This is a genomic window from Protaetiibacter mangrovi (assembly GCF_024752305.1).
Classification (GTDB): domain Bacteria; phylum Actinomycetota; class Actinomycetes; order Actinomycetales; family Microbacteriaceae; genus Homoserinibacter; species Homoserinibacter mangrovi.
This window is the reverse complement of sequence record NZ_JANTHX010000008.1, coordinates 255,457-278,928: the sequence shown is the minus strand read 5'-3', so window position 1 is coordinate 278,928 and position 23,472 is coordinate 255,457. Positions and strand designations below refer to the sequence as shown.

The following is a 23,472-nucleotide window of genomic DNA, read 5'->3' as shown; positions in this document are numbered from 1 at the left end:
CATGTCGACCGCGCGGCGCGTGCTGCTCGCCTCCCGCCCGCTCAGCTGGGTGAACACCGCGTATCCGTTCGCGGCGGCCGTGCTGCTCACGGGCGGAGCCGTGGACGCGCGGCTCGTGATCGGCACGCTGTTCTTCCTCATCCCGTACAACCTGCTCATGTACGGCGTCAACGACGTCTTCGACTACGCCTCGGATGCCGCGAACCCCCGCAAGGGCGGTGTCGAGGGGGCGCTGCTGCCGCCGCGCACCCACCGCCTCGTGCTCGGACTCGCGATCGGACTGCCCGTGCCGTTCGTCGTCGCGCTCGTCGTGCTCGGGAACCCCTGGTCGTGGCTCGTGCTCGCCGTGGTGCTGTTCGACGTGGTCGCGTACTCGGCGCGGCCGTTCCGCTGGAAGGAGGTGCCGGTGCTCGACTCGCTGAGCTCGAGCATCCACTTCACGGGGCCCGCGGTGTACGGCCTGGTGCTCGTCGGCGCCCCCTGGACGGCCGCGACCTGGCTCGTGCTCGTGGCGTTCCTGCTGTGGGGCATGGCGAGCCACGCCTTCGGCGCCGTGCAGGACATCGTGCCCGACCGCGAGGCGGGGATCTCGTCGATCGCGACGGCCTTCGGCGCGCGTACCACCGTGCGGCTCGCGCTCGGGGCCTGGGCGCTCGCCGGCGTGCTCATGCTGTTCGTGCCCTTCCCGGGCCTGCTCGCGGCGGCGCTCGCCGTGCCGTACCTGGCTCTCGCGTGGCCGCACCGCTCCGTCTCGGATGCGGACTCGGCCCGCACGAACCGCGGCTGGAGGCACTTCCTCTGGGTCAACTACGCCGTCGGCTTCGCCGTCACGATGCTGCTCATCGCCTCCGCCCTGCTCGCCTAGGCTGCGAGCATGCGGATCACGGTGCTCGCGGGCGGGGTCGGAGGGGCGCGCTTCCTGCTCGGGATGCGGGAGAGGCTCGCGCAGGAGCCCGGGGAGCACGAGCTCACCGCGGTCGTGAACACCGGCGACGACGCCTGGGTCGCGGGGCTCCGGATCACCCCCGACCTCGACTCGATCATGTACGCGCTCGCCGGCGTCAACGACACCGTGCGCGGCTGGGGCCGCGCCGGCGAGAGCGAGCGGGTGTCGGCCGAGCTCACCGCCTGGGGCGTCGGCTGGCCGTGGTTCACCCTCGGCGACCTCGACCTCGGCGCGCACATCGCCCGCACCTCGTGGCTGCGCGAGGGTCTGCCCCTCAGCACCGCGGTCGAGCGGCTGACGGCCCGCTGGCCGCTCGGCGCGCGGCTGCTTCCCGCTACCGACGACGAGGTCGAGACGTGGGTGCGGGTCGCCGACGACGACGGAACCGAGCGCGCCATCCACTTCCAGGAGTGGTGGGTGCGGCACCGGTCGAGCCTGCCCGCCGTCGGCTTCGAGCACCGGGGGCAGGGCTCCGCACGACCCGCCCCGGGCGTGCGGGAGGCGATCGCCGACGCCGACGTCGTCGTGCTCGCCCCCTCGAACCCGGTCGTCTCGGTCGGGCCGATCCTCGGCATCCCCGGCATCACGGAGGCCGTGCGCGCCGCGTCGGCACCCGTGGTCGGGGTGTCGCCGATCATCGGCGGGGCCGTCGTGCGCGGCATGGCCGACGCCTGCCTGGCCGCGATCGGGGTCGAGACCTCGGCGGACGCCGTGGCGGGCCTCTACGGCCCGCGCGCCGCGGGCGGGGTGCTCGACGGCTGGCTCGTCGACGAGGTCGACGCGGCGCTGACCGCGGGCATCGCCGCGTCGGGCATGGCCGTGCGCGCGGTTCCCCTGTGGATGCGCGATCCCCAGACGAGCGCCGCCCTCGCGGGCGAGGTGCTCGCGCTCGCGCGCGAGGTGCGTCAGGCGGGCTGAGCCGCCACCCGGGCCGTGCGCGAGCGCGGCGACCGGCGCACCACCTCGGCGAGCTGTTCCGGGGTGTCGACGTCGCGGCGCAGCCCCGACTCGCGGTCGACGGGGAGTTCGGCGAGACCGAGCTCGCGGTGCGCCGCCGCGGACCCCGGGCCGAAGGCCTCGACGAAGGGCACCCCCTCGCGCGCCGTGACGAGCACGGTGCCCGCGCCGTCGGCATCCGGCACGAAGGAGCGCGGATGCTGCCCGGCGGCCGCGAGGGCCGCGTCCAGCTCGGCGGGGTCGAGCGCGGGGACGTCGCCGAGCAGCACGGCGCGGGGCCCGGACATCGCCTCGGTGAGGCCGGAGGTGATCGCCGCCGAGATCCCCGCGGGCTCCCGCTCGAGCACCAGCACCAGCTCGGCGGCCTCGCTCGCGATGCCCGCCAGCTCGGCGGGCAGTTCCGCATCCGCGGTCACCACCACCACGCGACCCACGCCGGGCGCGCGCAGCACGGCCTCGATCGAGTCGAGGGCGATCGCCCGCGCGAGCCCCGGCGACGCCCCGAGGCGGCTCTTGCCGATGCCGGCGGGCTTCACCGGGATCACGATCGACCATCGTTCGGCGTTCGGGATCCGGTGGGGCACCCCGACATTCTGTACCCTGGTGACGCGTCACCTGCCGCTGCGCCGATCTGCGCGGCGTCACCGGCCCCCTCTTGGGGCGGTTGCGACGGCGAGCTCCTCACGCTCGCCCCTGCCCGTTCGTCTCCGCTACCCCGAGGACCGCCATGAACACCCGCACCCGCCACCACCTCCGGCGCCCCACGCTCGCCGCCGCCGCATCCGTCGCCGGGCTCGCCCTGCTCGCCGGCTGCTCCGCCGTCTCCGCGAACCCGAGCCCCGAACCGTCGACCGCAGCGTCGGTCACCGTCGACAACTGCGGCACGAGCGTCACCTTCGACACCGCGCCCGAGCGCGTCGTCGCGATCAAGTCGACCTCGGTCGAGCTCATGCTGGCGCTCGGACTCGGCGACCGCATCGTCGCGACGGCGTTCACCGACGGACCCGTCCCCGAGCAGTGGTCGGGCGAGCTGAACGCCCCCGAGCTCTCCGCCTTCATGCCGAACGAGGAATCCGTGCTCGACGTGGAGCCCGACCTCGTCTACTCCGGGTGGGAGTCGGCGTTCGCCGCGGATGCCGCCGGCACCCGCGACGAGCTCGCCGGCCTCGGCGTCGCGAGCTATGTGCAGCCCGCGGCATGCCGCAGCACGGGCGCCCTGCCGAAGCTCACCTTCGACGAGATCTTCTCCGAGATCACCGAGCTGGCGGCGATCTTCCGGGTCGACCCCGCCGAGCTGCTCGCCGCACAGCAGCAGACGCTCGACGCGATCGAGCCCGACACCCGCGGGCTCACCGCGCTCTGGTACTCATCCGGCAGCGACATCCCCTACGTCGGCGCCGGCCTCGGTGCGCCCGAGCTGATCCTCGAGACCGCCGGCCTCACCAACATCGCCTCCGACGTCGACGCCACCTGGGATTCGCTCGGCTGGGAGGCGATCGTGGCCGCCGACCCCGACGTGATCGTGCTCGTCGACGCCACCTGGAACACCGCCGCCGACAAGATCGCCCGGCTCGAGTCGAACCCCGCCACCGCAGCCCTGCCCGCCGTCGCGGACAAGCGCTACATCATCGTGCCGTTCGCCTCGGGTGAGGCGGGCGTGCGCACGGTCGACGCCGCCGCATCCGTCGCCGAGCAGCTCGCCGCCCTGCCGTGACCCGGGTCGTCATCGCCGCGATCGTGCTCGGAGCGGCTCTCGTCGCCTCGATCACGACCGCGGTGATGATCGGCTCGGCCGACATCGGCGTCGCGGATGTGTGGGGCTCGGTCGTGGCGCATCTCACCGGCGGCGCGTCGCCGCTCGACACGCTGCGCGACGGCATCGTGTGGCAGCTGCGGCTGCCCCGCATCCTGACCGCCGCCGCGGTGGGGGCGGGGCTGGCGCTCGTCGGCTGCGTCATGCAGGCGGTCACCCGCAACCAGCTCGCCGACCCGTACCTGCTCGGCCTCTCGTCCGGGGCGTCGCTCGGGGCGGTCGCGGTGGTGCTGCTGGGCATCGGCATCCTGCTGCCGGTGGCCGCGTTCGGCGGGGCCATGCTGGCGCTCGTCGCGACCCTCGGGCTCGCCTCCGCGTTCGGGCCGCTGACGCCGACCCGCACGGTGCTCGCCGGGGTCGCGGTGTCGAGCTTCGCCGCCGCGCTCACGAGCTTCGTGATCTTCTGGACGGCGACCGGCGACTCGTACCGCGAGATCCTCGGCTGGCTGCTCGGCTCCCTCGCGGGCGCCCGCTGGCCCGAGGCGGCGATCGCGGGCGTCGCGATGCTCGTGGTCGGGGTGCCGCTCATGCTGACCGGGCGCGTGCTCGACGCCTTCGCCTTCGGAGACCGGGCGGCCGCCTCGCTCGGCGTGCCGGTGGTCGGCGCCCGCTGGGCGCTGCTCGGCGCGAGCGCCCTGCTGACCGGCGCCCTGGTGGCGGTGTCGGGCTCGATCGGCTTCGTGGGCCTCGTGCTGCCGCACGCGGTGCGCCTCATGATCGGCCCCGGCAACCGCGCCCTGCTGCCGCTCTCGGCGCTCGCCGGCGGGGTGTTCCTGATCTGGGCCGACACCTTCGCGCGGGCGGCCTTCGATCCGCGCGAGCTGCCGGTCGGCATCGTGACGGCCCTCATCGGCGCGCCCGTGTTCGCGGTGCTGCTGCTGCGTCGCCGGAGCATGGCATGACCGCCGTGGAGGTGCGGGAGCTGACGGTGCGGGTGGGCGACCGCCCGCTCGTCGACGGCGTCGGGTTCGACGCCCCGGAGGGCGGGTTCACGGCGATCGTCGGACCGAACGGGGCGGGCAAGTCGACGCTGCTGCGCGCGGTCGCCGGGGTGGAGCACGCCGCATCCGGCATGGTGCTGCTCGGCGGCGAGGACCTGCTCGCCCTCCCCCGGCGGCAGCGGGCGCGCATCCTGGCCCTCGTCGAGCAGGACGCCACCACCGAGCTGCCGCTCACCGGGCGCGACGTGGTGCGGCTCGGCCGCAGCCCCCACGAGTCGCTGCTCGGCGGCGGCGACCGCGACGCGGCGGATGTCGTGGCCGCCGCCCTGGAGCGGGCCGGCGCGACGGAGTTCGCGACCCGCGACGTGACGACCCTCTCCGGCGGCGAGCGTCAACGCGTGCTGCTCGCGCGCGCCCTCGCGCAGCAGCCGCGCATCCTGCTGCTCGACGAACCCACCAACCACCTCGACCTCGCCGCCCAGCTCGACATGGTGCGGCTCGTCGGCGAGCTCGTCGCCGAGGGTGTGACCGTGATCGCCGCCCTGCACGACCTGAGCCTCGCCGCCGCCCACGCCGACGCCGTCGTGGTGCTCGCGGGGGGCCGCGTCGCCGCCCACGGCGCCACCGAGGCGACGCTGACGCCTGACCTCATCCACGAGGTGTTCGGCGTGCGCGCCGAGTGGACCCGCAACCCGATCACCGGGCGGCCGCTGCTCGCGGTGGGGTGAGCGAAGCCGAGCTCAAGGGTTCAGTGGGATGTCGATGTTCATTGTGTCGGCGAGTCCTGGCGGCGGGATCTCGCCCGCTTCGAGGTCGACGGCGAAGTAGGCGCTGAAGAGGATCGTGGAGTCCATCGGCGAAGGTCCTAGCTCCTCGGGATGTATCCGGACAGGATGCTGTCGATCGTCGGCTGATCGAGTCCCGTGAGCGCCACCGCCGCACGGACGTCGGTCGAGTACTCCATCTCGGCGTCCTCCAGGATCCAGGTGCCGAGATAGGGCAGCTCATCCCGGTTCGGAGCCGCCTCCACGAGTGCCACCAGCATGCGCGCCAGTTCCTCGGGGCTCGCACCGTACGCGTCGACGTGATCGTCGACGTCCGCGAACGGCTCGTACTCCTCGTCGGAATGCGACCGCGAGAGCAGCCCGCCGACGCCGTGCAGAACCCACCAGTCGCGGGCGAGACGCTCCAACTCACTCATACGTGACCCGAGCGGCCCGCGGATCGAGGTCAGCGTGCAAGGGTTTCGGCGGAGCCGAACGCAACCGGAATCCGGAGTGGAGAAAGAACGCGGCGACCGCGCACGCGAAGACGATCAGCGCGACGCTTCGCCCGGGCCACGGACCCGGCGAGAGAGCCATGCTGACGGCGGCGAGGATCGCGAACACCGCGAGCGCCGTACCGATGCCGAAGCTCGACAGCGAGGTGGCGGTCGCACGCCACCACGCGCGCGGCGGGCCGACGGGCTCACCCCGACCCCGGAACGTCCGCACGCCGACGATGAGGAAGAGCAGCGTGTACGCGATGCTGAATACGAGGAACCCGTCCCCCGTCGCATAGACCAGCGTGACCTCGACCACCATCCCGGAGACGATCCAGCTCAGCACGAAGAGCACCTTCGAGAAGCCCCGCACGATGCGCATCAGCTCTCCTCCTCACGCGACATCGGGTCGGCCGCCACGATCACGTACCGCATGAACCCCCTCGAACGGATGCCGATGCGGCCACCCTAGGGGATGCCGCGCAGCCGCCGACGACGGTGCGCCGTGGCAAGCATCAGCGGTCGTCGGGGCGCCAGCGGTAGAGCAGCGACGGCGGCAGCAGGAACGCGCGCAGGCGGGTGCGCAGGTCTGCCGAGCGGAGGATCTCGCGCCGCACCGCGGCGAGTTCTGCCGGAGACAGCGCCGCGGCATCCGGCCGGCCGTAGGCGTTCGCCTCGACGTGCCCGCGGAACGCCCCGATCGCCCCCTCGGCGCCGAGCTCCGCAGCGATCCGCGCCGCGAACGTGCGCGGCGTCTCCGACTCGGGCGCCGACCAGCCCACGTCGCGCGCCGTGTCGCGCACCTCCTCCCACGCCGCGGCCGCCGCATCCCCGCCCTGCCGGATGCGGCGGATGCGGCCCCGCCGCACGGCGGCGCGGAAGCCCGCAGGGGTGAGCGCGACGAGCAGCACGGCGGCGAGCACACCGAGCGAGACGAGGGCGGACGCGCCCTGCTGGGCGGCGAGTTGCTCGGGCGTCTGCGGCGTCTCGTCGCGGTCGCCGCGCGCATCCGTCGCGCTCGTCGGCAGCGCCGAGGGGGTGGGCGAGCTCTCGTCCTGCGGGGTGTTCGGGTCGTCGACCGGCTGGGTGCCGTAGTCCGGCACGGCGCCGCGTCCCGGGGTGGGTTCGAAGCGCAGCCACCCGATGCCGTCGAAGTACAGCTCGGGCCAGGCGTGGAGGTCGTCCGTCGACACCGAGTAGACGTTCGAGCCGTCGGCGAACTGGCGATCCCCCGGCTGGAAGCCCACCGCGATGCGGGACGGGATGCCGAGCTCGCGTGCCATCACGGCCATCGCGGACGCGTAGTGCACGCAGTAGCCGACCTTGCGGTCGAGGAACACGGCGAGCGCGTCCATGCCGCTGCCGTCGAAGCCCTCGTCGACGGGGGCCTGCTCCGAGTACTCGAAGGGTTCGCTGCGCAGGTAGGTCTGCAGCGCCAGCGCCTTGTCGTAGGAGCTGGCCGCGCCGTCGGCGACCGCGTGCGCCGTCTGCGGGATGATCTCGGGCACCCCGTCGGGCAGCTCGAGCGTGCCGGCGGGTGCGTCCCGCGACGTCGCGACGGCGAGCTGTGCGGACGTCGGGGCCAGTTCGAGGAAGCTCGCCTGGTACCGCTGGCCGCGCGCACCCGTCTCGACGCTGCGCACCGTGAGTCCGTCGGGCTCCCAGAACCACTCGCCCGTGAGCCCCGTGACGCTCGTCGTCGGGTAGGGGGCCGGCAGCCAGTTGGTGATGACGTCGGACACCGTGACGTCGACGGTCGCCTCGTCGTAGGGCGTCGCCCCGCCGAGGCCCGTCGGGGCGGGGAAGCGCGTCAGGTCGCCGCCCTGCGCGCTGCCGACGATCGGCCCCCAGGTCTCGCCCGTGAAGGTCTCGAGCGTCGTGAGGCGCAGGTAGACCGGCTCCTGGGCCGACGTGGTGTAGCTCAGCGCGAGCATCGGGTCGCCCCGGCGCAGGTCGTCGCCGAGCGAGATGAGCGGGTTGAGGCCGGTGCGCAGGCCCGACACCCGCGGGGCGTCGCGCGCGTCGACCCCCGGCAGCGCGTAGGGCAGCAGCAGCGAGCCGAGCACCAGGATCCCACCGGTCACGAGCACGACGCGGCGGCTGTCGCGGCGCCGCCCGATCCGCAGCACCGCCAGGTAGAGCGCCGCGGTGACCAGATACCAGAACGCGTCCGCGAGACCCGGCTTGATGGCCATCGGCACCACGAGGATCGCCGCCAGCGGCGCCGCGATGAGCGCCGGATGCCGGGTGGCGAGGGCCAGGTCGGCCGCCCACGCGCACACCACCATGAGCACCGCGATGAGCAGCACGATGCCGAGCTCCGGGGTGGCCGGGACCCGCTGCTCGACGATCGAGGTGACGCCCGAGTTCACGAGAGTTCCGAACCGCGCGAGCGTCGCGGGGGTCGGGATGATGCCGAGCAGCGCGGTGTCGGCGGCGTAGCCCAGGGTGAGCAGCGCGACGCCCGCCGCGAGAGACACGATCGGGGGCCAGAAGGCGGAGCGCACGAGGCTGCGGGTGAGCGCGGCGGCCAGCAGCACCGACGCGGCGTAGGCGGTGCCGACGAACCACCACGACAGGCCCTGGAGGGTGACGTGCAGGCCGGCCAGCGCCGCCGCGAGCGCCGCGGCGACCAGCAGCGCCTGCGCCCAGCGCCCCTCCCCCGGTCGCAGCCGCGACCCCCGGCGGGCGGGGCCGACCCCGGCCGCGCGCGGCGCCGTTCTCACCTCAGTAAGCGCCACGGAGGTATCCCGCCTCAGTCGCCGACGCCCGCCAGGCGTCGAGGATGTCGTCATCGGATCGCACGTCGATGCAGAGCCAGCCGTTGTCGACGAAGCGCTCGCGGCTCTCGCCGCGCATCCCGACCGCGAACACCGCACCCGACTGCCCCGGACGCCGCTGCCGCAGCACCCAGTCGACGACCTCGGCATCCGGGTCGGCGAGGATCGCGAAGGTCGGGCCCGCCGCATCCGCCGACGCGCCCACCAGCTCGTGGTGGCGGTCGAGCAGTCGCACCGCCGCGAGGCTCGTGAGGAACGACTCGATGCGCTGGCCGCCCTCCCAGCGCTCGCCGATCTGCTCGACCTGCCCCGTGGCCGACTCGACCACGTCGACCCGGAAGCCGCTGTCGTCGAGGTGCACGGCGAGGGAGGCGAGCATGCGCACGGCCCACTCGAAGCGGTCCGAGTGCGGCGCCGGGGGCCAGCTCTCGGAGTCGGGGAACGCATCCGGATACCCGGTGAGGCGGGTGTCGATCACGATGCGGGCGTCCGGGTGGCTGCGGTGCTCCTCCTGACGCACCATGAGCTCGCCGTGCCGGGCCGAGGCGCGCCAGTGCACCCGCCGCAGGGCGTCGCCGGCGCGGTACTCGCGGGTGGTGAGGTCGTCGTCGTTGCCGACGGCGCGGCGCTGGATGAGCTGCGCAGCGCCGTCGCCGTCGACGAGCACGGGCCCGCCGTCGGGCAGGTCGACGACCGCCGGCACCACCGTGAGGCGGTCCACGTCGCCGCACGCCGACACCGAGCGGGCCATGCCGAACGGATCCGTGTACTCGACCACGAGCGGCCCGATCGGGAAGAGCCCGCGCCGACGGGGGTGCACCTCGTAGTGCAGCACCGCCGTGCGGGCCGCGGCCGATCCGATGCGGATCGGCGCGAGCTCGTTCGGCTGCTGCCGCTCCCGCCACGGGATCGCATCGTTCCACAGCAGGGTGGGAGTGGTGACCGACCCCGCGTTGCGCGCCCGGAGGGTCACCTGCGCCACCCCGCCCGCCGAGACCACCGGCGGGGAGAACAGCCGGATCACCTCGAGCTTCGGGCGGCGCACCCGCGCCACGAGCAGCCCGCCGAGCGAAAGCAGCAGCGCGAGCACCGCCGCGACCAGCAGCTCGCGGCGGCCCACCGGGTACGCCAGCACGAGCAGGCTCACCCCGACCACGAGCGTCGCCCAGCCCCGCACCGTCAAACGGATGCTGCGGCTGCGCCGCAGCGACGACGTCGGCTCGGACACGGGGCGGCTCGGGCGCTCAGGCGGTTCCGGAGGCGCCGAGCGGCACCGGCGTCGACTTGACGATGCGCGCGGCGATCTCGGCGAGCGCCTCGCGCCCGTATCCGGAGCCCGAGGACTTCGCCGGCATCAGGCGGTGGGCGAGCACCGGCACGGCGAGCGCGTCGATGTCGTCGGGCAGCACGAAGTCGCGGCCGTCGAGCGCCGCGCGGGCCTTGGCGGCGCGCACCAGCTGCAGGGTGGCGCGCGGGCTCGCCCCGAGCCTCAGCTCGCGGTCGGCGCGGGTGCCGGCGGCGATCGCGACCACGTAGTGCTCCACCGCCGGGCTCACGAACACCTCCCGCACGGTCAGGATCATCTGCCGCAGCCGTTCGATCGTGACCACGGGGCGCAGCTCCTCGAGGGGGCTGCCCTTCTCGCGCTGGCGCAGCATGGCGGCCTCGTTGGCGGCATCCGGGTACCCCATCGAGATGCGGGCCATGAAGCGGTCGCGCTGCGCCTCGGGGAGCGCGTAGGTGCCCTCCATCTCGACCGGGTTCTGGGTGGCGATCACCGTGAACGGGTCGGGCAGCTCGTAGGTGAGTCCGTCGACCGACACCTGGCGCTCCTCCATCGACTCGAGCAGCGCCGACTGCGTCTTGGGACTCGCGCGGTTGATCTCGTCGCCGATCAAAATGTTGGCGAACACGGGGCCCGGCTTGAACTCGAAATCACGCGCGACCTGGTTGAACACCGAGACGCCGGTGATGTCGGAGGGCAGCAGGTCGGGGGTGAACTGGATGCGGTTGACGGTGCAGTCGACGCTCTTCGCGAGCGCGCGGGCGAGCATGGTCTTGCCGACGCCCGGCACGTCCTCGACGAGCAGGTGGCCCTCGGCGAGCAGCACGGTGGTGGCGAGCTCGATGACGTCGCGTTTGCCGTCGATCACCGTCTCGACCGCGGCCATCACCGCGCGGGCGTCGAGCAGGAACTCGGGGGCGGACAGGGGACCCGCGGCGGATTCGGCGTCGATGCCGACCTCCACCTCGGACTCGGGTAGGCGGTCCATCGTCCGAGTGTCGCACGGACTCGTGGATCCGTCACCTGTCTGTCGGGCGACGCACAGCATCCGCGCCCTCAGGTGAGGGGTCGCAAAGTGCATCCGGATCGGCGTGTCGCATGCACATTGCGACCCCTCACAGAATCGGCGGGGTCGGGCGCGACGGCGGGGTCAGCGGGCGGCGAGGCCCGCGTCGTAGCCGTCGCGGTAGGCCTCGGCGCTGCCCTGGCGGAACATGTCGCGGGCGGGGTCGCGGATGAGGGCGCGGGCGCCCGGCGCGTCGAGGTCGGTCACGAGGTGGCCGAGACCGCGGATGACGGCCACCGGCCGACCACCCGCCTTGCCCTTCACGAGCTCGGCCGCCGCGGCGAGCTCGTCGCCGATCGCGGGGGCGGTCACCTGCAGTGTCTTGCCGTTCGCGTCGGCGCTGCCCGCCAGGTCCTGCAGCACGACGACGCCCGCCGCGCCGATCGCCGCATCCGTCTGCCCCTCGCGCCAGGCCCGGCCGAGCGTGTCGGTGATGATCACGCCGACCCGGATGCCGAGCCGGTTGCGCAGCACCTCGGCGAGGTGGCGCGCGGAGCGGTCCGGGTCCTCGGGCAGCAGCAGCACATGCCCGTCGGGCGCGTTCGAGGCGTCGACGCCGGCGGCGGCCATCACGAGGCCCTGCCGGTTCTCGACGATGCGCGTGGTGCCGGAGCCGTCGGCGAGCGGGCGCTCGGCCACCACCCGCACGGTCTCGGCGGTGATCGCGTCCTCCCGGTCGGCGGCGGCCACGATGCGCCCCTCCGCCTTGCTGACGATCTTGCTGGTGACCGCGATGATGTCGCCGTCCTCGGCGACACCCGCGAGCGCATCCCCGAGGATGCCGGCGAGGTCGTCGCCGGGTCGGAACTCGGGAAGCCCGAGCAGGGCGAACACGCTGAAGGCAGGGCCGGTGGGGGTCACCGATCCAGCCTAGGCACGCAGCGCGGGCAGCACCTCGCGTCCGAACACGTCGAGGAAGGCGTGCTGGTCGCGCGAGACGTTGTGCAGGTAGACGCGGTCGAAGCCGAGGTCGAGGTAGCGCTGGATGTGGGCGCGGTGCACGTCGGGGTCCTCCGAGATGAGCACCCGCCCCTCGAAGTCGTCGGCGCGCACCGTGCGGGCGATCTGCTCCAGCTCGAACGGCGAGCGGATGTCGGACTTCGGGAACCGCATGCCCGCGTTCGGCCACTCCCGCAGCGCGTTCGCGACGGCCTCGTCGTGCGTCGGCGCCCACGACAGGTGCAGCCGGATGATGCGCGTCTGACTGCGCGGATCGCGCCCCGCCTCGCGCCCGCCCTCGGCGAAGCGCTGCAGCAGCGGCGCCACCTTGTCGACGGGCGCCCCGTCGACGACGATCCCGTCGACCGTGCGCCCGGCGCGCTTCGCGGTGACCGGACCCGCGGTGCCGATCAGGATGGGCGGGGCGGCATCCGGCATCGTCCAGAGCCGCGTGGACTCGAGCTTGTAGTAGCGGCCCTCGTGCCGCACGTCGCGCCCGGCGAGCGAGCCGGCGAACAGCTTCTTGATGATGTCGACCGCCTCGAACATGCGGTCGATGCGCTCGGGCGCCTCGGGCCAGTAGCGCCCGACGACGTGCTCGTTGATGGCCTCGCCCGAGCCGAGCCCCAGCCAGTGGCGGCCCGGGTACATGGCGGCGAGCGTCGCCGAGGCCTGCGCCACCATCGCCGGATGCCAGCGGATGGTCGGCGCGGTCACCCCGGTGCCGAGGTCGCCCGCCGTCACCTGCCCGAGCGCCGACAGCACGTTCCACACGAAGCTCGCTTGCCCCTGCTGCGGAACCCAGGGCTGGAAGTGGTCGGCCGCCATGACCCCCGTGAACCCGACCTGTTCCGCCGCCTGGGCGAGCGCGATGACGTCGTTCGGGGCGAAGCGCTCGAGCATCGCGGCGTAGCCGATGTGCGGGGTCACTCCCCCATCATCCCAGCGCCGCGACTACCCGAGCGCCGCGATCGCCTCCTCGACGAGCGCGACCTCCGACGGCGCGTCGTCGTAGGCGGGCGTGAAGCCCATCCGTACCACCACGAGGCCGTGCGACGGCACCGCGATCACCTTCTGGCCGTCGTGGCCGGAGGCGTAGAAGGTGTCGCGCGGCAGCTCGGGCCAGCGCAGCGACCCGTCGGGCAGCTCGTTGACGCGCCAGCCCATGCCGAAGCCGGGGTCGTCGGTCTCGCCGAGGTCGGTCACCGTGAGGCTCTGGCGCATCCAGTCGGCGGGCAGCAGCTGCTCGCCGTTCCACATGCCGCCCTGCAGCGCGAACTGGCCGACCGCCGCCCAGTCGCGCGGGGTCGCCCACATGTACGACGAGCACACCGGGGTGCCCACGGCATCCGGCTCCATCACCGCCGATGAGAGCCCCAGCGCGGAGAAGATCGTCTGGCGCGGCAGGTCGGCGCCGAGGCCGGTGCGCTCGGCGAGCACCGAGCACAGCAGCGTCGTCGACCCGCTCGAGTACTGCTGCACCTCCCCCGGCGCGTGCGCGAGCGGCAGGCTCGCGACGTAGCCGCCCATGTCGGGCTCGAGGTAGAGCATGCGGGTGATGGGGGTGCCGAGGTCGTAGGTCTCGTCCCAGCGGATGCCGCTGTCCATGCGCAGCAGGTTCTCGACGGTGATGTCGGCGCGCTCGTCGGTCCACTCCGGGCGCAGCCGGTCGTCGTCGAGCGCCACGACGCCCTGCTGGGCGAGCATGCCCGTCATGAGCGAGGTGACCGACTTCGACATCGACCAGCCGAGCTGCGGCGTCGAGGCGTCGAAGCCGTCGGCGTAGCGCTCGGCCACGAGCACGCCGTCCTTCGCGATCACCACGCCCCGGGTGCCGAGGGCGGCCGCGTCGTCCGCCGAGAGCTCCGAGCCGAAGGCGCGATCGAGCGCGGCCTCGAGTTCGGGGGTGGATGCCGGGGTCGCGGCATCCGTGAACGGGTTGCCGTCGGAGCCCACCTCGCTCGGGGTGCCGAGGTCGAGCGGCGCCGAGGCGAGCGTGCAGCCGAAACCCTCGGTGAAGCGCGCCTGCTGCGGGGTGCCGACCCCGAGCACCGAGGCGGTCGTGACGTCGCCGTCGGTGCGCAGCTGCAGGTACGGCACGAGCGGGTTGTCGGGCAGGTCGGTCGCCGGATCCTCGCGCCCCGCCACGCGCTCGACCGCGCACGCGTTGTGCGCCGCGTAGCCGGTCCCGGTCAGCAGGATGGGCCCCTGCCAGAGGTACGCCCCCGTGAGGGCGACGACGAGCACGAGCACGAGAGAGGCGGCGACGATGCCGGCCCCGCGGAGGAGACGCATGCAGGGATGCTAACCCGGCCGGTATTCGGTGTTGCTATCTACTGGTACTCAGTGTTACCGTCTACCAGTACTCAACAACACCGAGTAGTGGAAAGGAGATGCGATGAGCAAGCAGATGACCGAGATGCTCAAGGGCTTCCTCGAGGGCATGCTGCTCGCCGAGATCGCCCGGCGCCCCGCGCACGGCTACGACATCACCGCGCGCCTGCGCGAACTCGGCTTCACCGACCTCGTCGAGGGCACCGTCTACGCGGTGCTGCTGCGCCTCGAGCAGCGCGGCCTCGTCGACATCGAGAAGGTGCCCTCCGAGAAGGGCCCGCCTCGCAAGGTCTATTCGCTCAACGGTCGCGGGCGCGAGTCCCTCGACGAGTTCTGGGGGAACTGGACGTTCCTCGCCGAACGACTGGAACAGCTGCACACCGAAGGAGAACAGGCATGACCGCCAAGTGGATCGAGACGATCACCGGATCGCTCGAGCAGAAGAAGCAGTACCGGCAGTACCGCGCGGGCATCGACGCGCTCCCCGAGCCGTACAAGGCCGCCGCGAAGGCCGCCGACCGCTACCTCATGTACGCGGGCGGCATCACCGACGGCGAGACCCTGGTGCGCATGCTCGCCGACCTGCTCGAGCTCTGGCAGCGAGCCGTCGCCGACGAGACGCCGCTGCACGACATCGTCGGAGACGACCCCGTCGAATTCGTCGAGGCGTTCCGCGACGCCTACAGCGCGACCGAGTGGATCGACAAGGAGCGCACGCGCCTGCGCTCCGCCATCGCCGACGCCGAGCAGACCGGGGAGGGATCGTGACCACCGCCGCCGCCCCCGCCATCCGCGTCGCCGGCGTCGAGAAGTCCTACGGCGAGGTGCGGGTGCTGCGCGGGGTCGACCTCGAGGTCGCCCCCGGCAGCATCGTGGCGCTGCTCGGCTCGAACGGCGCCGGCAAGACGACGCTCGTGCGCATCCTCGCCACCCTCATCGGGGCGGATGCCGGCACCGCGAGCGTCACCGGCTACGACGTCGCGACCCGGTCGGGCCGGGTGCGGGAGGCGATCAGCCTGACCGGCCAGTTCGCCGCCGTCGACGAGATCCTGACGGGACGCGAGAACCTCGTGCTCGTCGCGCGGCTGCGTCACGAGGCGGACCCCGCATCCGTGGCCGAAGCGCTGCTCACCCGCTTCGGGCTGACGGAGGCGGGCGACCGCCGGGCGTCCACCTACTCCGGCGGCATGCGCCGTCGCCTCGACATCGCGATGAGCCTCATCGGCGACCCGCCCGTGATCTTCCTCGACGAGCCCACCACCGGACTCGACCCGGAGGCCCGCAACGAGGTGTGGGCGGCCGTGAAGGAGCTGGCCGGCAAGGGCACCACCGTGCTGCTGACCACCCAGTACCTCGAGGAGGCGGAGCAGCTCGCCGACCGCATCGCGATCCTGCACCGGGGGCGCATCATCGTCGACGGCACGCTCGCGGAGCTCGCGAAGCTGCTGCCGCCGGCCGAAGTGCAGTACGTCGAGAAGCAGCCGAGCCTCGAGGAGATCTTCTTCGCGGTCGTCGGCGACACCGGCACCGACCAGGCAGAGGAGGCCTGACCATGAGCACCCACGTCATCGGCGACACCGCCGCCCTCACGGGACGCATGCTGCGCCACGTGACCCGCAGCCTCGACACCATCATCACGACCGCGATCATGCCCGTCGGCATCATGCTGCTGTTCGTCTACGTGCTCGGCGGCGCGATCGACACGGGCGACGTCGCCTACATCGACTACATGCTGCCCGGTGTGCTGCTCATCACCATCGCATCCGGCATCTCGTACACCTCGTACCGGCTCTACCTCGACCTCTCGAGCGGAATCTTCGAGCGGTTCCGCTCGCTGCCCATCGCCCGCTCGGGGGTGCTGTGGTCGCACGTGCTGACCTCGCTCGTCGCGAACGTCATCTCGCTCGTGGTCGTCGTGGCGGTCGCGCTGCTGATGGGGTTCCGCAGCGGGGCGAGCGTCTTCGGCTGGCTCGCGGTGCTCGGCATCCTGGTGCTGTTCACCCTCGCCCTCACCTGGGTCGCGGTGATCGCCGGGCTCTCGGCCGGGTCCGTGGAGGGTGCGAGCGCGTTCTCCTACCCGCTGATCTTCCTGCCGTTCGTGAGCTCGGCGTTCGTGCCGACGGAGACGATGCCGGGGCCCGTGCGCTGGTTCGCCGAGAACCAGCCGGTCACCTCGATCGTGAACAGCATCCGGGCGATCTTCCTCGGCGAGCCGGTGGGGACGGATCTCTGGATCGCGCTCGCCTGGTGCCTCGGGATCCTCGTCGCCGCGGTCGTCGCCGCGGGGGTGGTGTACCGGCGCAAGTTCCGCTGAGCGCGGATGCGGCGGGTCGTCAGGGGCGCAGCAGCACCTTGACGGCCCGTCGCTCGTCCATCGCGGCGTAGGCCTCGGCGACCTCGGCCATCGGCAGCTCGAGGTCGAAGACGGCACCGGGTTCGAGACGCCCGTCCCACACCTCAGGGAGCAGCTCCTCGACGTAATTGCGCACGGGCGCGACGCCTCCGCGAACCCCGACGTTGCTGCCGAACATGCGGTCGAGCGGCAGCGTCGACGGGCCGTGGGGCACACCCACGAAGCCGACCTGGCCGCCGGGGCGTGCGGAGCGCAGCGCCTGGTCCATCGACTCCTCGGTGCCGACGCACTCGAGCACCACATCCGCTCCGACCCCGTCGAACAGCTCCCGGATGCGGGCGACGCCCTCGGCGCCGCGCTCCTCGACGACGTCGGTGGCGCCGAAGCGGCGGGCGAGCGCCTGCCGCTCGGGATGCCGCGACATGGCCACGATGCGCTCGGCGCCGAGACGGGCCGAGGCGAGCACGGCGCAGAGGCCGACGGCCCCGTCGCCCACCACGACGACCGTGCGACCGGGTCCGGCGCCGCCCGACACGGCGGCGTGGTGGCCGGTGCCCATCACGTCGGCGAGGGTCAGCAGGTGCGGCACCAGGGCGTCGTCGGGCATCCCCGGGGTGGCGAACAGCGAACCGTCGGCGTGGGGCACGCGGATGCGCTCCCCCTGCCCGCCGTCGGCGAAACCGCCCATGCGGTCGTCGGCGCCCCACCAGCCGCCGTGCAGGCACGAGGTCGAGACGCCGTTCCTGCAGTTCACGCACGTCATGTCGCAGTCGTAGAAGGGGGCGATCACGAAGTCCCCGACGCGGATGCGCTCGACCTCCGGGCCGACCTGCTCGACCACGCCGACGAATTCGTGGCCGATGCGCTTCGGGCGCGGCACGGCGTCGATGCCGCGGTACGGCCACAGGTCCGACCCGCACACGCACGCGGCTACGACCCGCACGATCGCGTCGCCGCCCGTCGAGAGCACCGGATCCGGCACCTCCTCGAAGCGGATGTCGCCGGGTGCGTGGATGACGGTCGCGTGCATGCCGCCAGGCTACGCGAGGCCGGCCCCGCGACGCCGGGGAACCCCGCGCGCACCGTCCCCCGGGCAGACCGACCGGTGTACCCCTAACTCGGGGGAGCGGACGGCGCGGCAACGATTCATCATGGAGCCATGGGGAACGTGGCGACCGAGATCAGGGCCGAGCAGGTGGACACCGAGGGGGTCGTCGCCGAGATCCTGAACGAGCACGCCCGTGATCGCGCCCGACTGCGCGCGACCCTCGGCCTCATGATGTCGCTCGGCGCCCTGGCCGCGATCTGGGCCGTCGCCGTCTTCGTCATCCGCTGAGCCCCGGCCGCACCGACCGCGTCGGTGACGGAGGCGCGCCGCCTAGAGGGCGCGCAGCCGCGGGGCGAGGTCGCGTTCGAACAGCTTCATGAAGCGCCGCTGGTCGTGGCCGGGCGCGTGGAAGACGAGGTGGTTCAGGCCCCAGTCGATGTACTGCTTGATGTCGGCGACCACCTGGTCGGGGTCGGATCCGACGATCCAGCGGGACGCGATCTGCTCGATCGGCAGCGCATCCGCCGCCTTCTCCATCTCGACCGGGTCGGTGATGTCGTGCTTCTGCTCCTTGGAGAGCGCCAGCGGCGCCCAGAAGCGGGTGTTCTCCAACGCGGTGTCGTAATCGGTGTCGTAGGACAGCTTGATCTCGATCATCCGGTCGACGTCGTCGAGGGTCTTGCCCGCCTTGCCGGCACCCTCCTCGACCGCCGGCATCAGCTCGTCGCGGTAGAGCTCGGCACCCTTCCCCGAGGTGCAGATGAAACCGTCACCCGCGCGTCCCGCGTAGCGGGCCACCATCGGTCCGCCCGCGGCGATGTAGACCGGGATGGGCGTCTCGGGCCGGTCGTAGATCGACGCGTCCACCGTCTGGTAGTACTCCCCCTCGAAGCTCACCCGGTCGCCGGTCCACAGCGCCCGCATGAGGTCGACCGACTCGCGCAGCCGGGCGAAGCGCTCCTTGAACTCGGGCCACTCCCCCGACCACCCGGTCGCGATCTCGTTGAGCGCCTCACCGGAGCCGACCCCCAGGAAGATGCGCCCCGGATACAGCACCCCCATCGTGGCGAACGCCTGGGCGACGACCGCCGGGTTGTAGCGGAAGGTCGGCGTCATCACGCTCGTGCCGATGAGCACGCTGGAGGTGCGCTCCCCGACCGCCGTCATCCAGGCGAGCGAGAACGGCGCGTGCCCGCCCTCGTGCCGCCACGGCTGGAAGTGGTCCGAGGTCGTCACCGACTCGAACCCGTGGCCCTCCGCCGCCACCGCGAACTCCACGAGATCACGCGGGGCGAACTGCTCGGCCGAGGCCTTGTATCCGAGACGAAGGGGAAGAGTCATGTGTCCATTCTGCTCGTGGACATTTCGTGATGCTTTCCGCCGCGTGTCGCACGGCGAGCTCGACCGGGTACCGTGGCGCGATGCTGCTGTTCTACATCGACGAGTCGGGGCACCACCGGATGGACGCCGACCCGGACGATCCGACCCGGCTCGCGCCCGACACGACCGATTGGTTCGTGCTGTCGGCCGTCGGCATCCGCGACACCTCGCGCCGGCCGCTGGCCGAGGACATCGATCGCATCAAGAGACTGCGCCTCGGCGCCGCGGCGGATCGCGACTGGAACGACACCGAGCTCAAGGGGCGGCGGCTCGCCATCACGCGTCGCGCGCTCGACGGCGGCCATCCCGAACCGGCGGCGTATGCGGAGATCACGGACCTGAAGCGTCTCGACGCGCTGGAGCAGGAACTGCGCATGCAGTTCGCGCGGTTCCGACCGTTGACCTTCAGCGTCGCCATCGACAAGCGTCGGTTGTTCACCCGGCGCCCCGGCGACTCCGCGCTCGGCTGGGCGTACGCCTTCCTGTACCGCCGCATGGCGCTGAGCCTCGAGCGGCTCTACCCGGGCGAGGGCGGCGTGCTCGTGGCCGACCAGCAGACCGAGCACGAGAAGGCGTTCACGACCGGTGACCTGACGCGGTTGCGCGACGATCTGGCCGAGGCCGCCCCCTGGCTGCGCGCCGACTACCGGTTGCTGCTCGATCGCCCGCTCTGGATCGACTCGACGCTGTCCACCTGGGACCGGGAGATCATCCAGCTCGCCGATCTGGTCGCGTTCACCACCCACGAGGGTGTCGCGCGCGGCTTCGGGTCGGCGGGCGCGAGACCGCTGTGGCCCGCCATCCGGAACGTGCTCGCCGAGGACTGGCTCCGTGGGGGTCCCGACGGCGAGGGGCTGGTGATCTTCCCGAAGCCCGACCCGTGGCCGGCCACCGACCCCGCCGCGGCTACCGGGTGAGCTCGTCGAGGTAGGCGAAGGCCTCCTCGAGCAGCGCGCTCCAGTCGGCGTCGGACGCCGCATCCGGCATCACGACCCACTCGCGCATCTCGCGGCCGCGCATCACCATGCGCTGCACGGAACCGTCGGCGACGAGCTCGTCGGCGCGCGACTCGGGCACCTTCACCATGAGGCCGCCCGCGTGGGGGACGACCGCGAAGATCTTGCCCCGGATGCCGAGACCCTCGGTCGAGAACATCCGACCCCAGGTCACCCCGGGACGCTCGAGGAACGGCTGCGACAGCCGGTCGAGCCGCGCCCGCGCGGCGTCGGCCGCCGCGCGCTCCGCATCCGTCACCATGCGCCGCAGTATGCCACCGCCGCCCGACATCGCGTCCCGTCCCGAATCGAGGAGTCGGGCCCGGCATGCGGAAGGCGCGGCCACCCCGGGGGGCGCCGCGCCTTGTCGCGATGCGTGGTGCGTCAGGCCGAGACCTCGGCGTGCGAGGTCGCCCAGTCGAGCACGTACGCGGCGACCTCCTCCCAGCCGTCCTGCGAGACGATGCGGTGCGTGCGTCCCGCGAACTCCCGGTAGTCGACGAGCGACGGGCTGCCGGTGGCCCGGTACTTCTTCACGATGGCCGTGGCGATGGCCGGCGGGACGACGTGGTCGATCTCCCCCGCGACGACCAGCAGCGGGGCGCGGTCGGTCTTCGCGTAGCCGACGTGGCTCACCCCGCCCTTCTCGTCGAACGCACCCGCGACGCCCTCGAAGAACACCCGGTTGTACGACGGCACCGCCTGCTCCTCCCAGATCTCGTCCGATGCGGCGCGCGAGAGGTCGTTCCCGAAGGTGAAGTGGAAGTGGCCCTTCGAGATCGGCTTCACCCCGTTCCTGCCGAAGGGGTTGGACAGGATCGGGAACCCGGTGCGCAGTGTCGAAGGCGGCAGGGTCGTGATGCCGGCGGGCTGGCCGGGCGTGACCCCCACGTAGGCGACGCCGAGGTCGCGGTCGGCGAGCATCTGCGTGATGAGGCCGCCGAACGAGTGGCCGATGATGATCGGCTTCTCGGGCAGCTCCCGGATGATCCGCTCGTAGTGGTCGACGATCTGCCTCAGGCCGACGCCGGCGAGCGCCGCCGGGTTGTCGCGGATGTCGGCGACCTCGCGGTCGTCGATGCCGGGCCAGCCCGGGCGGATCACCCGGTGTCCGCGGGCCTCGAAGTACGCGGCCCAGGTGTCCCAGCTCTTCGGGGTCATCCAGAGTCCGTGGATGAGGACGATGGGGGTCTTGGTGGCGGTCATGGTTCCTTCTCCTTCGTGTCGATGCGTTCAGTAGAACGATCGTTCTTTCTTCTTGATTCCCGAAAGTAGACCCCGCCCGGGTGGATGTCAAGCAAAAAGAGAAAGATCGTTCTATCATTTCGCCATGGCCGCATCCGAAGCACGCGAGCGCCTGCTGCGCACCGCATCCGAGCTCTTCTACCGCGAGGGCATCCACGCCGTCGGCGTCGACCGGATCGTGAACGAGGCGGGCATCACGCGAGCCACCTTCTACCGCCACTTCCCCGGCAAGGAGGACCTCGTCGAGGCCTACCTCGACGAGGAGGACGCGCACATCCGGGCCGCGTTCGCCGAGGCCGGGGCGCAGAGCGACGAGCCGAGACGCCTGCTCGAGCTCGTGATCGAGGGCCTGGCCGACGACGTCGCCCTGCACCACACACGCGGGTGCCCCTTCATCAACGCCTCGGCGGAGTATCCGGACGCCGGCAGCGCCGTCCGCGCGACCGTCGCGCGCCATCGCAGCTGGTTCCGCGAGACGCTCGAACAGCTGCTCGCCGCCGACGGCAACGCCGACCCGGCCCTCGCCGCCGGTGAGCTCGTGCTGCTGCGCGACGCGGCCATGGTGGGCGGCTACCTCGACGGATGGGAGCGGGTGCGCCCGTCGTTCGTCGCCGCCGCACGGCGCGCGGCGGGTATCCCGGTCTGACCACCCATTTCTGGGGGCTAGATCAGAGGTCTGCTCGTGGATGACGGTATACGTATGGAGTCGAGCACTGCGCCCGCAGCTGGATGGTTCCCCGACCCCGGGAACCCGTCCAGCGAGCGCTGGTGGTCGGGCCACGACTGGACGGACCACACCCGCGCGCCCCTCGGCGGCGAGGTCCCCCAGGCCTTCGCCGCGCTCGTGGACACCATGGTGGCCGAGCGTCCCGAACCCCACGAATCGGAGTCCTTCGTGTTCTCGATGACCCCGTCGGCCGCGGAACCCGAACCCGCGCCCGGCGTCGGCACCACCCCGAGCGAGGAACCGGCCTTCCGTTCCTGGTACACCGAATCCCCGCAGCCGGCTCCGGCCGCCGAGCCCGCGTTCGCCGCACCGGCCTCCGAGCCCGCGTTCGCCGCACCGCTCGCGGCGACCGAATCCGCGCCCGCCGCCATGCCGGCGTTCGCGTTCACCCCCACCACGAGCGCTCCGCCGGCCGGAGGCTCCGACGGCTTCGTGCTGCCCGGGGCCCTCACGACGCCGCCCGTCGCGACCGCCACGCCCGCCGAGACGACGATGGACGGCCTCTTCGTGCCGACGCCGGAGCCCGTGCTCGCGATGCCCCCGATGCCCGAGCCGGCTCCCGCGGCGACGGCCGCACCGGTGATGCCCGCAATGGCCGCTCCCACGGTCCCGCCCGCCGCTCCCGCCGTCCCGCCCGCCGCGCCCGCGGTCGCCCCCGCGCTCAGCCCCGCGCCCGCCCCGCTTCCCGAGCTCGCACCGCAGCCGATGCCGTTCGTCGCCCCCGCCCCGACCCCGCCGGCCGCTGCCGCGCCCGGGTTCGTGCTCCCGGGCGCCGCCACCGTGCTCGCGCCCGCCCCCGCCGAGGAGAGCGCGCGCGTCGGCCGCCACGCCGACGCCCTGCCCGAGCCGCCGAAGCCCGTCGAGGTGGCGCCCGCGCCCCGCCCGGTCGGCTACACGGCATCCGCGGATCCCGATGTGGCCAACCGCTACCGCTCGGTCATCCACGCGGCCGACCTGGAGCCCGTCGAGGAGGCGCCCGCATCCGCCTGGCCCACGCCCGCGTCGACGAGCATGATGGCGTCGCCGCGCACCCCCGGGTACTCGACGCCCGCCTACGCGTCCTACTCCTCCGACACGAACCGCCCGGCCAAGGCCGCGCTCAGCTTCGGCCTGCTCGCGCTCGCGGCGACCGTCGGCACGGTGGCGCTGCGGATGTTCGAGCTCCCCGGCCTGCTGGCCCTCATCCCGGCGCTGCTGCCGCTCGTCGCGTTCGCATTCGGCATCGTCGCCATCATCGTGGGCATCGTCGGCCTCGTCGTCGCGCGGCGCGCGCGCGTCGGCCGGGGTGCGGCTCTCGGCGGCCTGCTGCTCGGCGTGCTGATCTCGATCCTGCTGCCCGTGGGCCTCATCGCCCTGGCTTTCGTGTTCGCGCAGTCGCTCGGCGTGCAGTTCAGCTGAGCGG

At 72.8% G+C, this 23,472-nt stretch carries 26 protein-coding genes; 13 read left to right on the top strand and 13 right to left on the bottom strand.

Annotated features, from left to right (window positions below; translation table 11 throughout):
• Position 1 precedes the first annotated feature (1 nt).
• Positions 2-865, top strand: coding sequence for a prenyltransferase (locus NUH29_RS12640; RefSeq protein ID WP_258799925.1), 864 nt, complete (start codon positions 2-4; stop codon positions 863-865).
• A 9-nt stretch (positions 866-874) separates the two neighbouring features.
• Positions 875-1,864, top strand: coding sequence for a 2-phospho-L-lactate transferase (gene cofD, locus NUH29_RS12635; RefSeq protein WP_258799553.1), 990 nt, complete (start codon positions 875-877; stop codon positions 1,862-1,864).
• On the opposite strand, the gene cofC is transcribed toward cofD, so the two are convergent.
• The gene (cofC, locus tag NUH29_RS12630) at positions 1,852-2,487 is read right to left on the bottom strand and encodes a 2-phospho-L-lactate guanylyltransferase (RefSeq protein WP_258799552.1); all 636 of its coding nucleotides are present in this window, start codon (positions 2,485-2,487) and stop codon (positions 1,852-1,854) included. The two genes, cofD and cofC, sit on opposite strands and share 13 nt — an antisense overlap.
• 143 nt (positions 2,488-2,630) lie before the next feature.
• On the opposite strand from cofC, the gene NUH29_RS12625 reads away from it, so the two are divergent.
• The 3 genes from NUH29_RS12625 to NUH29_RS12615 are packed head-to-tail and all read left to right on the top strand — an operon-like array spanning position 2,631 to position 5,385.
• Positions 2,631-3,617, top strand: coding sequence for a putative F420-0 ABC transporter substrate-binding protein (locus NUH29_RS12625; protein ID WP_258799551.1), 987 nt, complete (start codon positions 2,631-2,633; stop codon positions 3,615-3,617).
• Positions 3,584-4,618, top strand: a complete 1,035-nt coding sequence (locus NUH29_RS12620; RefSeq protein ID WP_373317468.1) for a putative F420-0 ABC transporter permease subunit — start codon at positions 3,584-3,586, stop codon at positions 4,616-4,618. Before NUH29_RS12625 ends, NUH29_RS12620 begins: the two co-directional genes overlap by 34 nt.
• Positions 4,615-5,385 (top strand): ABC transporter ATP-binding protein, encoded by a 771-nt coding sequence (locus tag NUH29_RS12615; RefSeq protein ID WP_258799549.1) that lies wholly within the window; start codon positions 4,615-4,617, stop codon positions 5,383-5,385. Before NUH29_RS12620 ends, NUH29_RS12615 begins: the two co-directional genes overlap by 4 nt.
• A 137-nt stretch (positions 5,386-5,522) precedes the next feature.
• Here NUH29_RS12615 and NUH29_RS12610 read toward each other — a convergent pair whose 3' ends face one another.
• From NUH29_RS12610 to NUH29_RS12575, 8 genes are all read right to left on the bottom strand, one after another.
• The gene (locus NUH29_RS12610) at positions 5,523-5,858 is read right to left on the bottom strand and encodes a hypothetical protein (RefSeq protein ID WP_258799548.1); all 336 of its coding nucleotides are present in this window, start codon (positions 5,856-5,858) and stop codon (positions 5,523-5,525) included.
• The gene (locus NUH29_RS12605) at positions 5,851-6,300 is read right to left on the bottom strand and encodes a hypothetical protein (protein ID WP_258799547.1); all 450 of its coding nucleotides are present in this window, start codon (positions 6,298-6,300) and stop codon (positions 5,851-5,853) included. Before NUH29_RS12605 ends, NUH29_RS12610 begins: the two co-directional genes overlap by 8 nt.
• 133 nt (positions 6,301-6,433) lie before the next feature.
• Positions 6,434-8,644 (bottom strand): transglutaminase TgpA family protein, encoded by a 2,211-nt coding sequence (locus tag NUH29_RS12600; protein ID WP_258799546.1) that lies wholly within the window; start codon positions 8,642-8,644, stop codon positions 6,434-6,436.
• A 1-nt stretch (position 8,645) separates the two neighbouring features.
• Positions 8,646-9,926 carry a DUF58 domain-containing protein gene (locus NUH29_RS12595; RefSeq protein ID WP_258799545.1) on the bottom strand — a complete coding sequence of 427 codons (1,281 nt, stop codon included), beginning with the start codon at positions 9,924-9,926 and terminating at the stop codon, positions 8,646-8,648.
• Positions 9,927-9,942: 16 nt separating this feature from the next.
• Positions 9,943-10,971: an AAA family ATPase gene (locus NUH29_RS12590; RefSeq protein WP_373317455.1), complete on the bottom strand. Its 1,029-nt coding sequence runs from the start codon at positions 10,969-10,971 to the stop codon at positions 9,943-9,945.
• A 162-nt stretch (positions 10,972-11,133) separates the two neighbouring features.
• The gene (locus NUH29_RS12585) at positions 11,134-11,910 is read right to left on the bottom strand and encodes a coenzyme F420-0:L-glutamate ligase (RefSeq protein WP_258799544.1); all 777 of its coding nucleotides are present in this window, start codon (positions 11,908-11,910) and stop codon (positions 11,134-11,136) included.
• Positions 11,911-11,919: 9 nt separating this feature from the next.
• The gene (locus tag NUH29_RS12580) at positions 11,920-12,918 is read right to left on the bottom strand and encodes a TIGR03557 family F420-dependent LLM class oxidoreductase (RefSeq protein WP_258799543.1); all 999 of its coding nucleotides are present in this window, start codon (positions 12,916-12,918) and stop codon (positions 11,920-11,922) included.
• A 24-nt stretch (positions 12,919-12,942) separates the two neighbouring features.
• Complete coding sequence (locus tag NUH29_RS12575) at positions 12,943-14,283, bottom strand: serine hydrolase domain-containing protein (RefSeq protein ID WP_258799542.1); 1,341 nt, start codon at positions 14,281-14,283, stop codon at positions 12,943-12,945.
• A 103-nt stretch (positions 14,284-14,386) separates the two neighbouring features.
• Here NUH29_RS12575 and NUH29_RS12570 point away from each other — a divergent pair, with 103 nt between their 5' ends.
• Genes NUH29_RS12570 through NUH29_RS12555 form a run of 4 tightly spaced genes read left to right on the top strand, consistent with a single transcriptional unit; the run spans position 14,387 to position 16,636 of the window.
• On the top strand, positions 14,387-14,722 hold the full coding sequence (locus tag NUH29_RS12570) for a PadR family transcriptional regulator (protein WP_258799541.1): 336 nt from the start codon (positions 14,387-14,389) through the stop codon (positions 14,720-14,722).
• A complete protein-coding gene (locus NUH29_RS12565) occupies positions 14,719-15,090 on the top strand; it encodes a DUF1048 domain-containing protein (protein WP_258799540.1) in 372 nt (123 codons plus the stop codon). Before NUH29_RS12570 ends, NUH29_RS12565 begins: the two co-directional genes overlap by 4 nt.
• Positions 15,087-15,872 (top strand): ABC transporter ATP-binding protein, encoded by a 786-nt coding sequence (locus NUH29_RS12560; RefSeq protein ID WP_258799539.1) that lies wholly within the window; start codon positions 15,087-15,089, stop codon positions 15,870-15,872. The genes NUH29_RS12565 and NUH29_RS12560 overlap by 4 nt, the downstream gene beginning before the upstream one ends.
• Positions 15,873-15,874: 2 nt before the next feature.
• The gene (locus NUH29_RS12555; RefSeq protein ID WP_258799538.1) at positions 15,875-16,636 is read left to right on the top strand and encodes an ABC transporter permease; all 762 of its coding nucleotides are present in this window, start codon (positions 15,875-15,877) and stop codon (positions 16,634-16,636) included.
• A 19-nt stretch (positions 16,637-16,655) separates the two neighbouring features.
• Here the strand turns inward: NUH29_RS12555 and NUH29_RS12550 are convergent, their stop codons facing one another.
• A complete protein-coding gene (locus tag NUH29_RS12550) occupies positions 16,656-17,705 on the bottom strand; it encodes a zinc-dependent alcohol dehydrogenase family protein (protein ID WP_258799537.1) in 1,050 nt (349 codons plus the stop codon).
• A gap of 129 nt (positions 17,706-17,834) precedes the next feature.
• Here NUH29_RS12550 and NUH29_RS12545 point away from each other — a divergent pair, with 129 nt between their 5' ends.
• Positions 17,835-18,011: a hypothetical protein gene (locus NUH29_RS12545; RefSeq protein ID WP_258799536.1), complete on the top strand. Its 177-nt coding sequence runs from the start codon at positions 17,835-17,837 to the stop codon at positions 18,009-18,011.
• Positions 18,012-18,053: 42 nt separating this feature from the next.
• Here NUH29_RS12545 and fgd read toward each other — a convergent pair whose 3' ends face one another.
• The gene (fgd, locus tag NUH29_RS12540; protein ID WP_258799535.1) at positions 18,054-19,064 is read right to left on the bottom strand and encodes a glucose-6-phosphate dehydrogenase (coenzyme-F420); all 1,011 of its coding nucleotides are present in this window, start codon (positions 19,062-19,064) and stop codon (positions 18,054-18,056) included.
• An 80-nt stretch (positions 19,065-19,144) separates the two neighbouring features.
• Here fgd and NUH29_RS12535 point away from each other — a divergent pair, with 80 nt between their 5' ends.
• The gene (locus NUH29_RS12535; RefSeq protein WP_258799534.1) at positions 19,145-20,020 is read left to right on the top strand and encodes a DUF3800 domain-containing protein; all 876 of its coding nucleotides are present in this window, start codon (positions 19,145-19,147) and stop codon (positions 20,018-20,020) included.
• Here NUH29_RS12535 and NUH29_RS12530 read toward each other — a convergent pair.
• A complete protein-coding gene (locus NUH29_RS12530; RefSeq protein WP_258799533.1) occupies positions 20,010-20,360 on the bottom strand; it encodes a TfoX/Sxy family protein in 351 nt (116 codons plus the stop codon). The two genes, NUH29_RS12535 and NUH29_RS12530, sit on opposite strands and share 11 nt — an antisense overlap.
• Positions 20,361-20,482: 122 nt before the next feature.
• Complete coding sequence (locus tag NUH29_RS12525) at positions 20,483-21,304, bottom strand: alpha/beta hydrolase (protein WP_258799532.1); 822 nt, start codon at positions 21,302-21,304, stop codon at positions 20,483-20,485.
• Between the two features lie 124 nt (positions 21,305-21,428).
• On the opposite strand from NUH29_RS12525, the gene NUH29_RS12520 reads away from it, so the two are divergent.
• Together NUH29_RS12520 and NUH29_RS12515 are read left to right on the top strand one after the other, a co-directional pair.
• Complete coding sequence (locus tag NUH29_RS12520; protein ID WP_258799531.1) at positions 21,429-21,989, top strand: TetR/AcrR family transcriptional regulator; 561 nt, start codon at positions 21,429-21,431, stop codon at positions 21,987-21,989.
• Between the two features lie 54 nt (positions 21,990-22,043).
• Positions 22,044-23,468: a DUF2510 domain-containing protein gene (locus tag NUH29_RS12515; protein WP_258799525.1), complete on the top strand. Its 1,425-nt coding sequence runs from the start codon at positions 22,044-22,046 to the stop codon at positions 23,466-23,468.
• Positions 23,469-23,472: the final 4 nt, after the last annotated feature.

Bases quoted from the DNA above. Each gene is read 5' to 3' on its own strand.
- NUH29_RS12640 (WP_258799925.1), top strand. From the start codon at position 2: ATGTCGACCGCGCGGCGCGTGCTGCTCGCCTCCCGCCCGCTCAGCTGG.
- cofD (WP_258799553.1), top strand. From the start codon at position 875: ATGCGGATCACGGTGCTCGCGGGCGGGGTCGGAGGGGCGCGCTTCCTG.
- NUH29_RS12625 (WP_258799551.1), top strand. From the start codon at position 2,631: ATGAACACCCGCACCCGCCACCACCTCCGGCGCCCCACGCTCGCCGCC.
- NUH29_RS12615 (WP_258799549.1), top strand. From the start codon at position 4,615: ATGACCGCCGTGGAGGTGCGGGAGCTGACGGTGCGGGTGGGCGACCGC.
- NUH29_RS12610 (WP_258799548.1), bottom strand. From the start codon at position 5,858: ATGAGTGAGTTGGAGCGTCTCGCCCGCGACTGGTGGGTTCTGCACGGC.
- NUH29_RS12605 (WP_258799547.1), bottom strand. From the start codon at position 6,300: ATGCGCATCGTGCGGGGCTTCTCGAAGGTGCTCTTCGTGCTGAGCTGG.
- NUH29_RS12590 (WP_373317455.1), bottom strand. From the start codon at position 10,971: ATGGACCGCCTACCCGAGTCCGAGGTGGAGGTCGGCATCGACGCCGAA.
- NUH29_RS12575 (WP_258799542.1), bottom strand. From the start codon at position 14,283: ATGCGTCTCCTCCGCGGGGCCGGCATCGTCGCCGCCTCTCTCGTGCTC.
- NUH29_RS12570 (WP_258799541.1), top strand. From the start codon at position 14,387: ATGAGCAAGCAGATGACCGAGATGCTCAAGGGCTTCCTCGAGGGCATG.
- NUH29_RS12565 (WP_258799540.1), top strand. From the start codon at position 14,719: ATGACCGCCAAGTGGATCGAGACGATCACCGGATCGCTCGAGCAGAAG.
- NUH29_RS12555 (WP_258799538.1), top strand. From the start codon at position 15,875: ATGAGCACCCACGTCATCGGCGACACCGCCGCCCTCACGGGACGCATG.
- NUH29_RS12550 (WP_258799537.1), bottom strand. From the start codon at position 17,705: ATGCACGCGACCGTCATCCACGCACCCGGCGACATCCGCTTCGAGGAG.
- NUH29_RS12545 (WP_258799536.1), top strand. From the start codon at position 17,835: ATGGGGAACGTGGCGACCGAGATCAGGGCCGAGCAGGTGGACACCGAG.
- fgd (WP_258799535.1), bottom strand. From the start codon at position 19,064: ATGACTCTTCCCCTTCGTCTCGGATACAAGGCCTCGGCCGAGCAGTTC.
- NUH29_RS12535 (WP_258799534.1), top strand. From the start codon at position 19,145: ATGCTGCTGTTCTACATCGACGAGTCGGGGCACCACCGGATGGACGCC.
- NUH29_RS12530 (WP_258799533.1), bottom strand. From the start codon at position 20,360: ATGGTGACGGATGCGGAGCGCGCGGCGGCCGACGCCGCGCGGGCGCGG.
- NUH29_RS12525 (WP_258799532.1), bottom strand. From the start codon at position 21,304: ATGACCGCCACCAAGACCCCCATCGTCCTCATCCACGGACTCTGGATG.
- NUH29_RS12520 (WP_258799531.1), top strand. From the start codon at position 21,429: ATGGCCGCATCCGAAGCACGCGAGCGCCTGCTGCGCACCGCATCCGAG.
- NUH29_RS12515 (WP_258799525.1), top strand. From the start codon at position 22,044: ATGGAGTCGAGCACTGCGCCCGCAGCTGGATGGTTCCCCGACCCCGGG.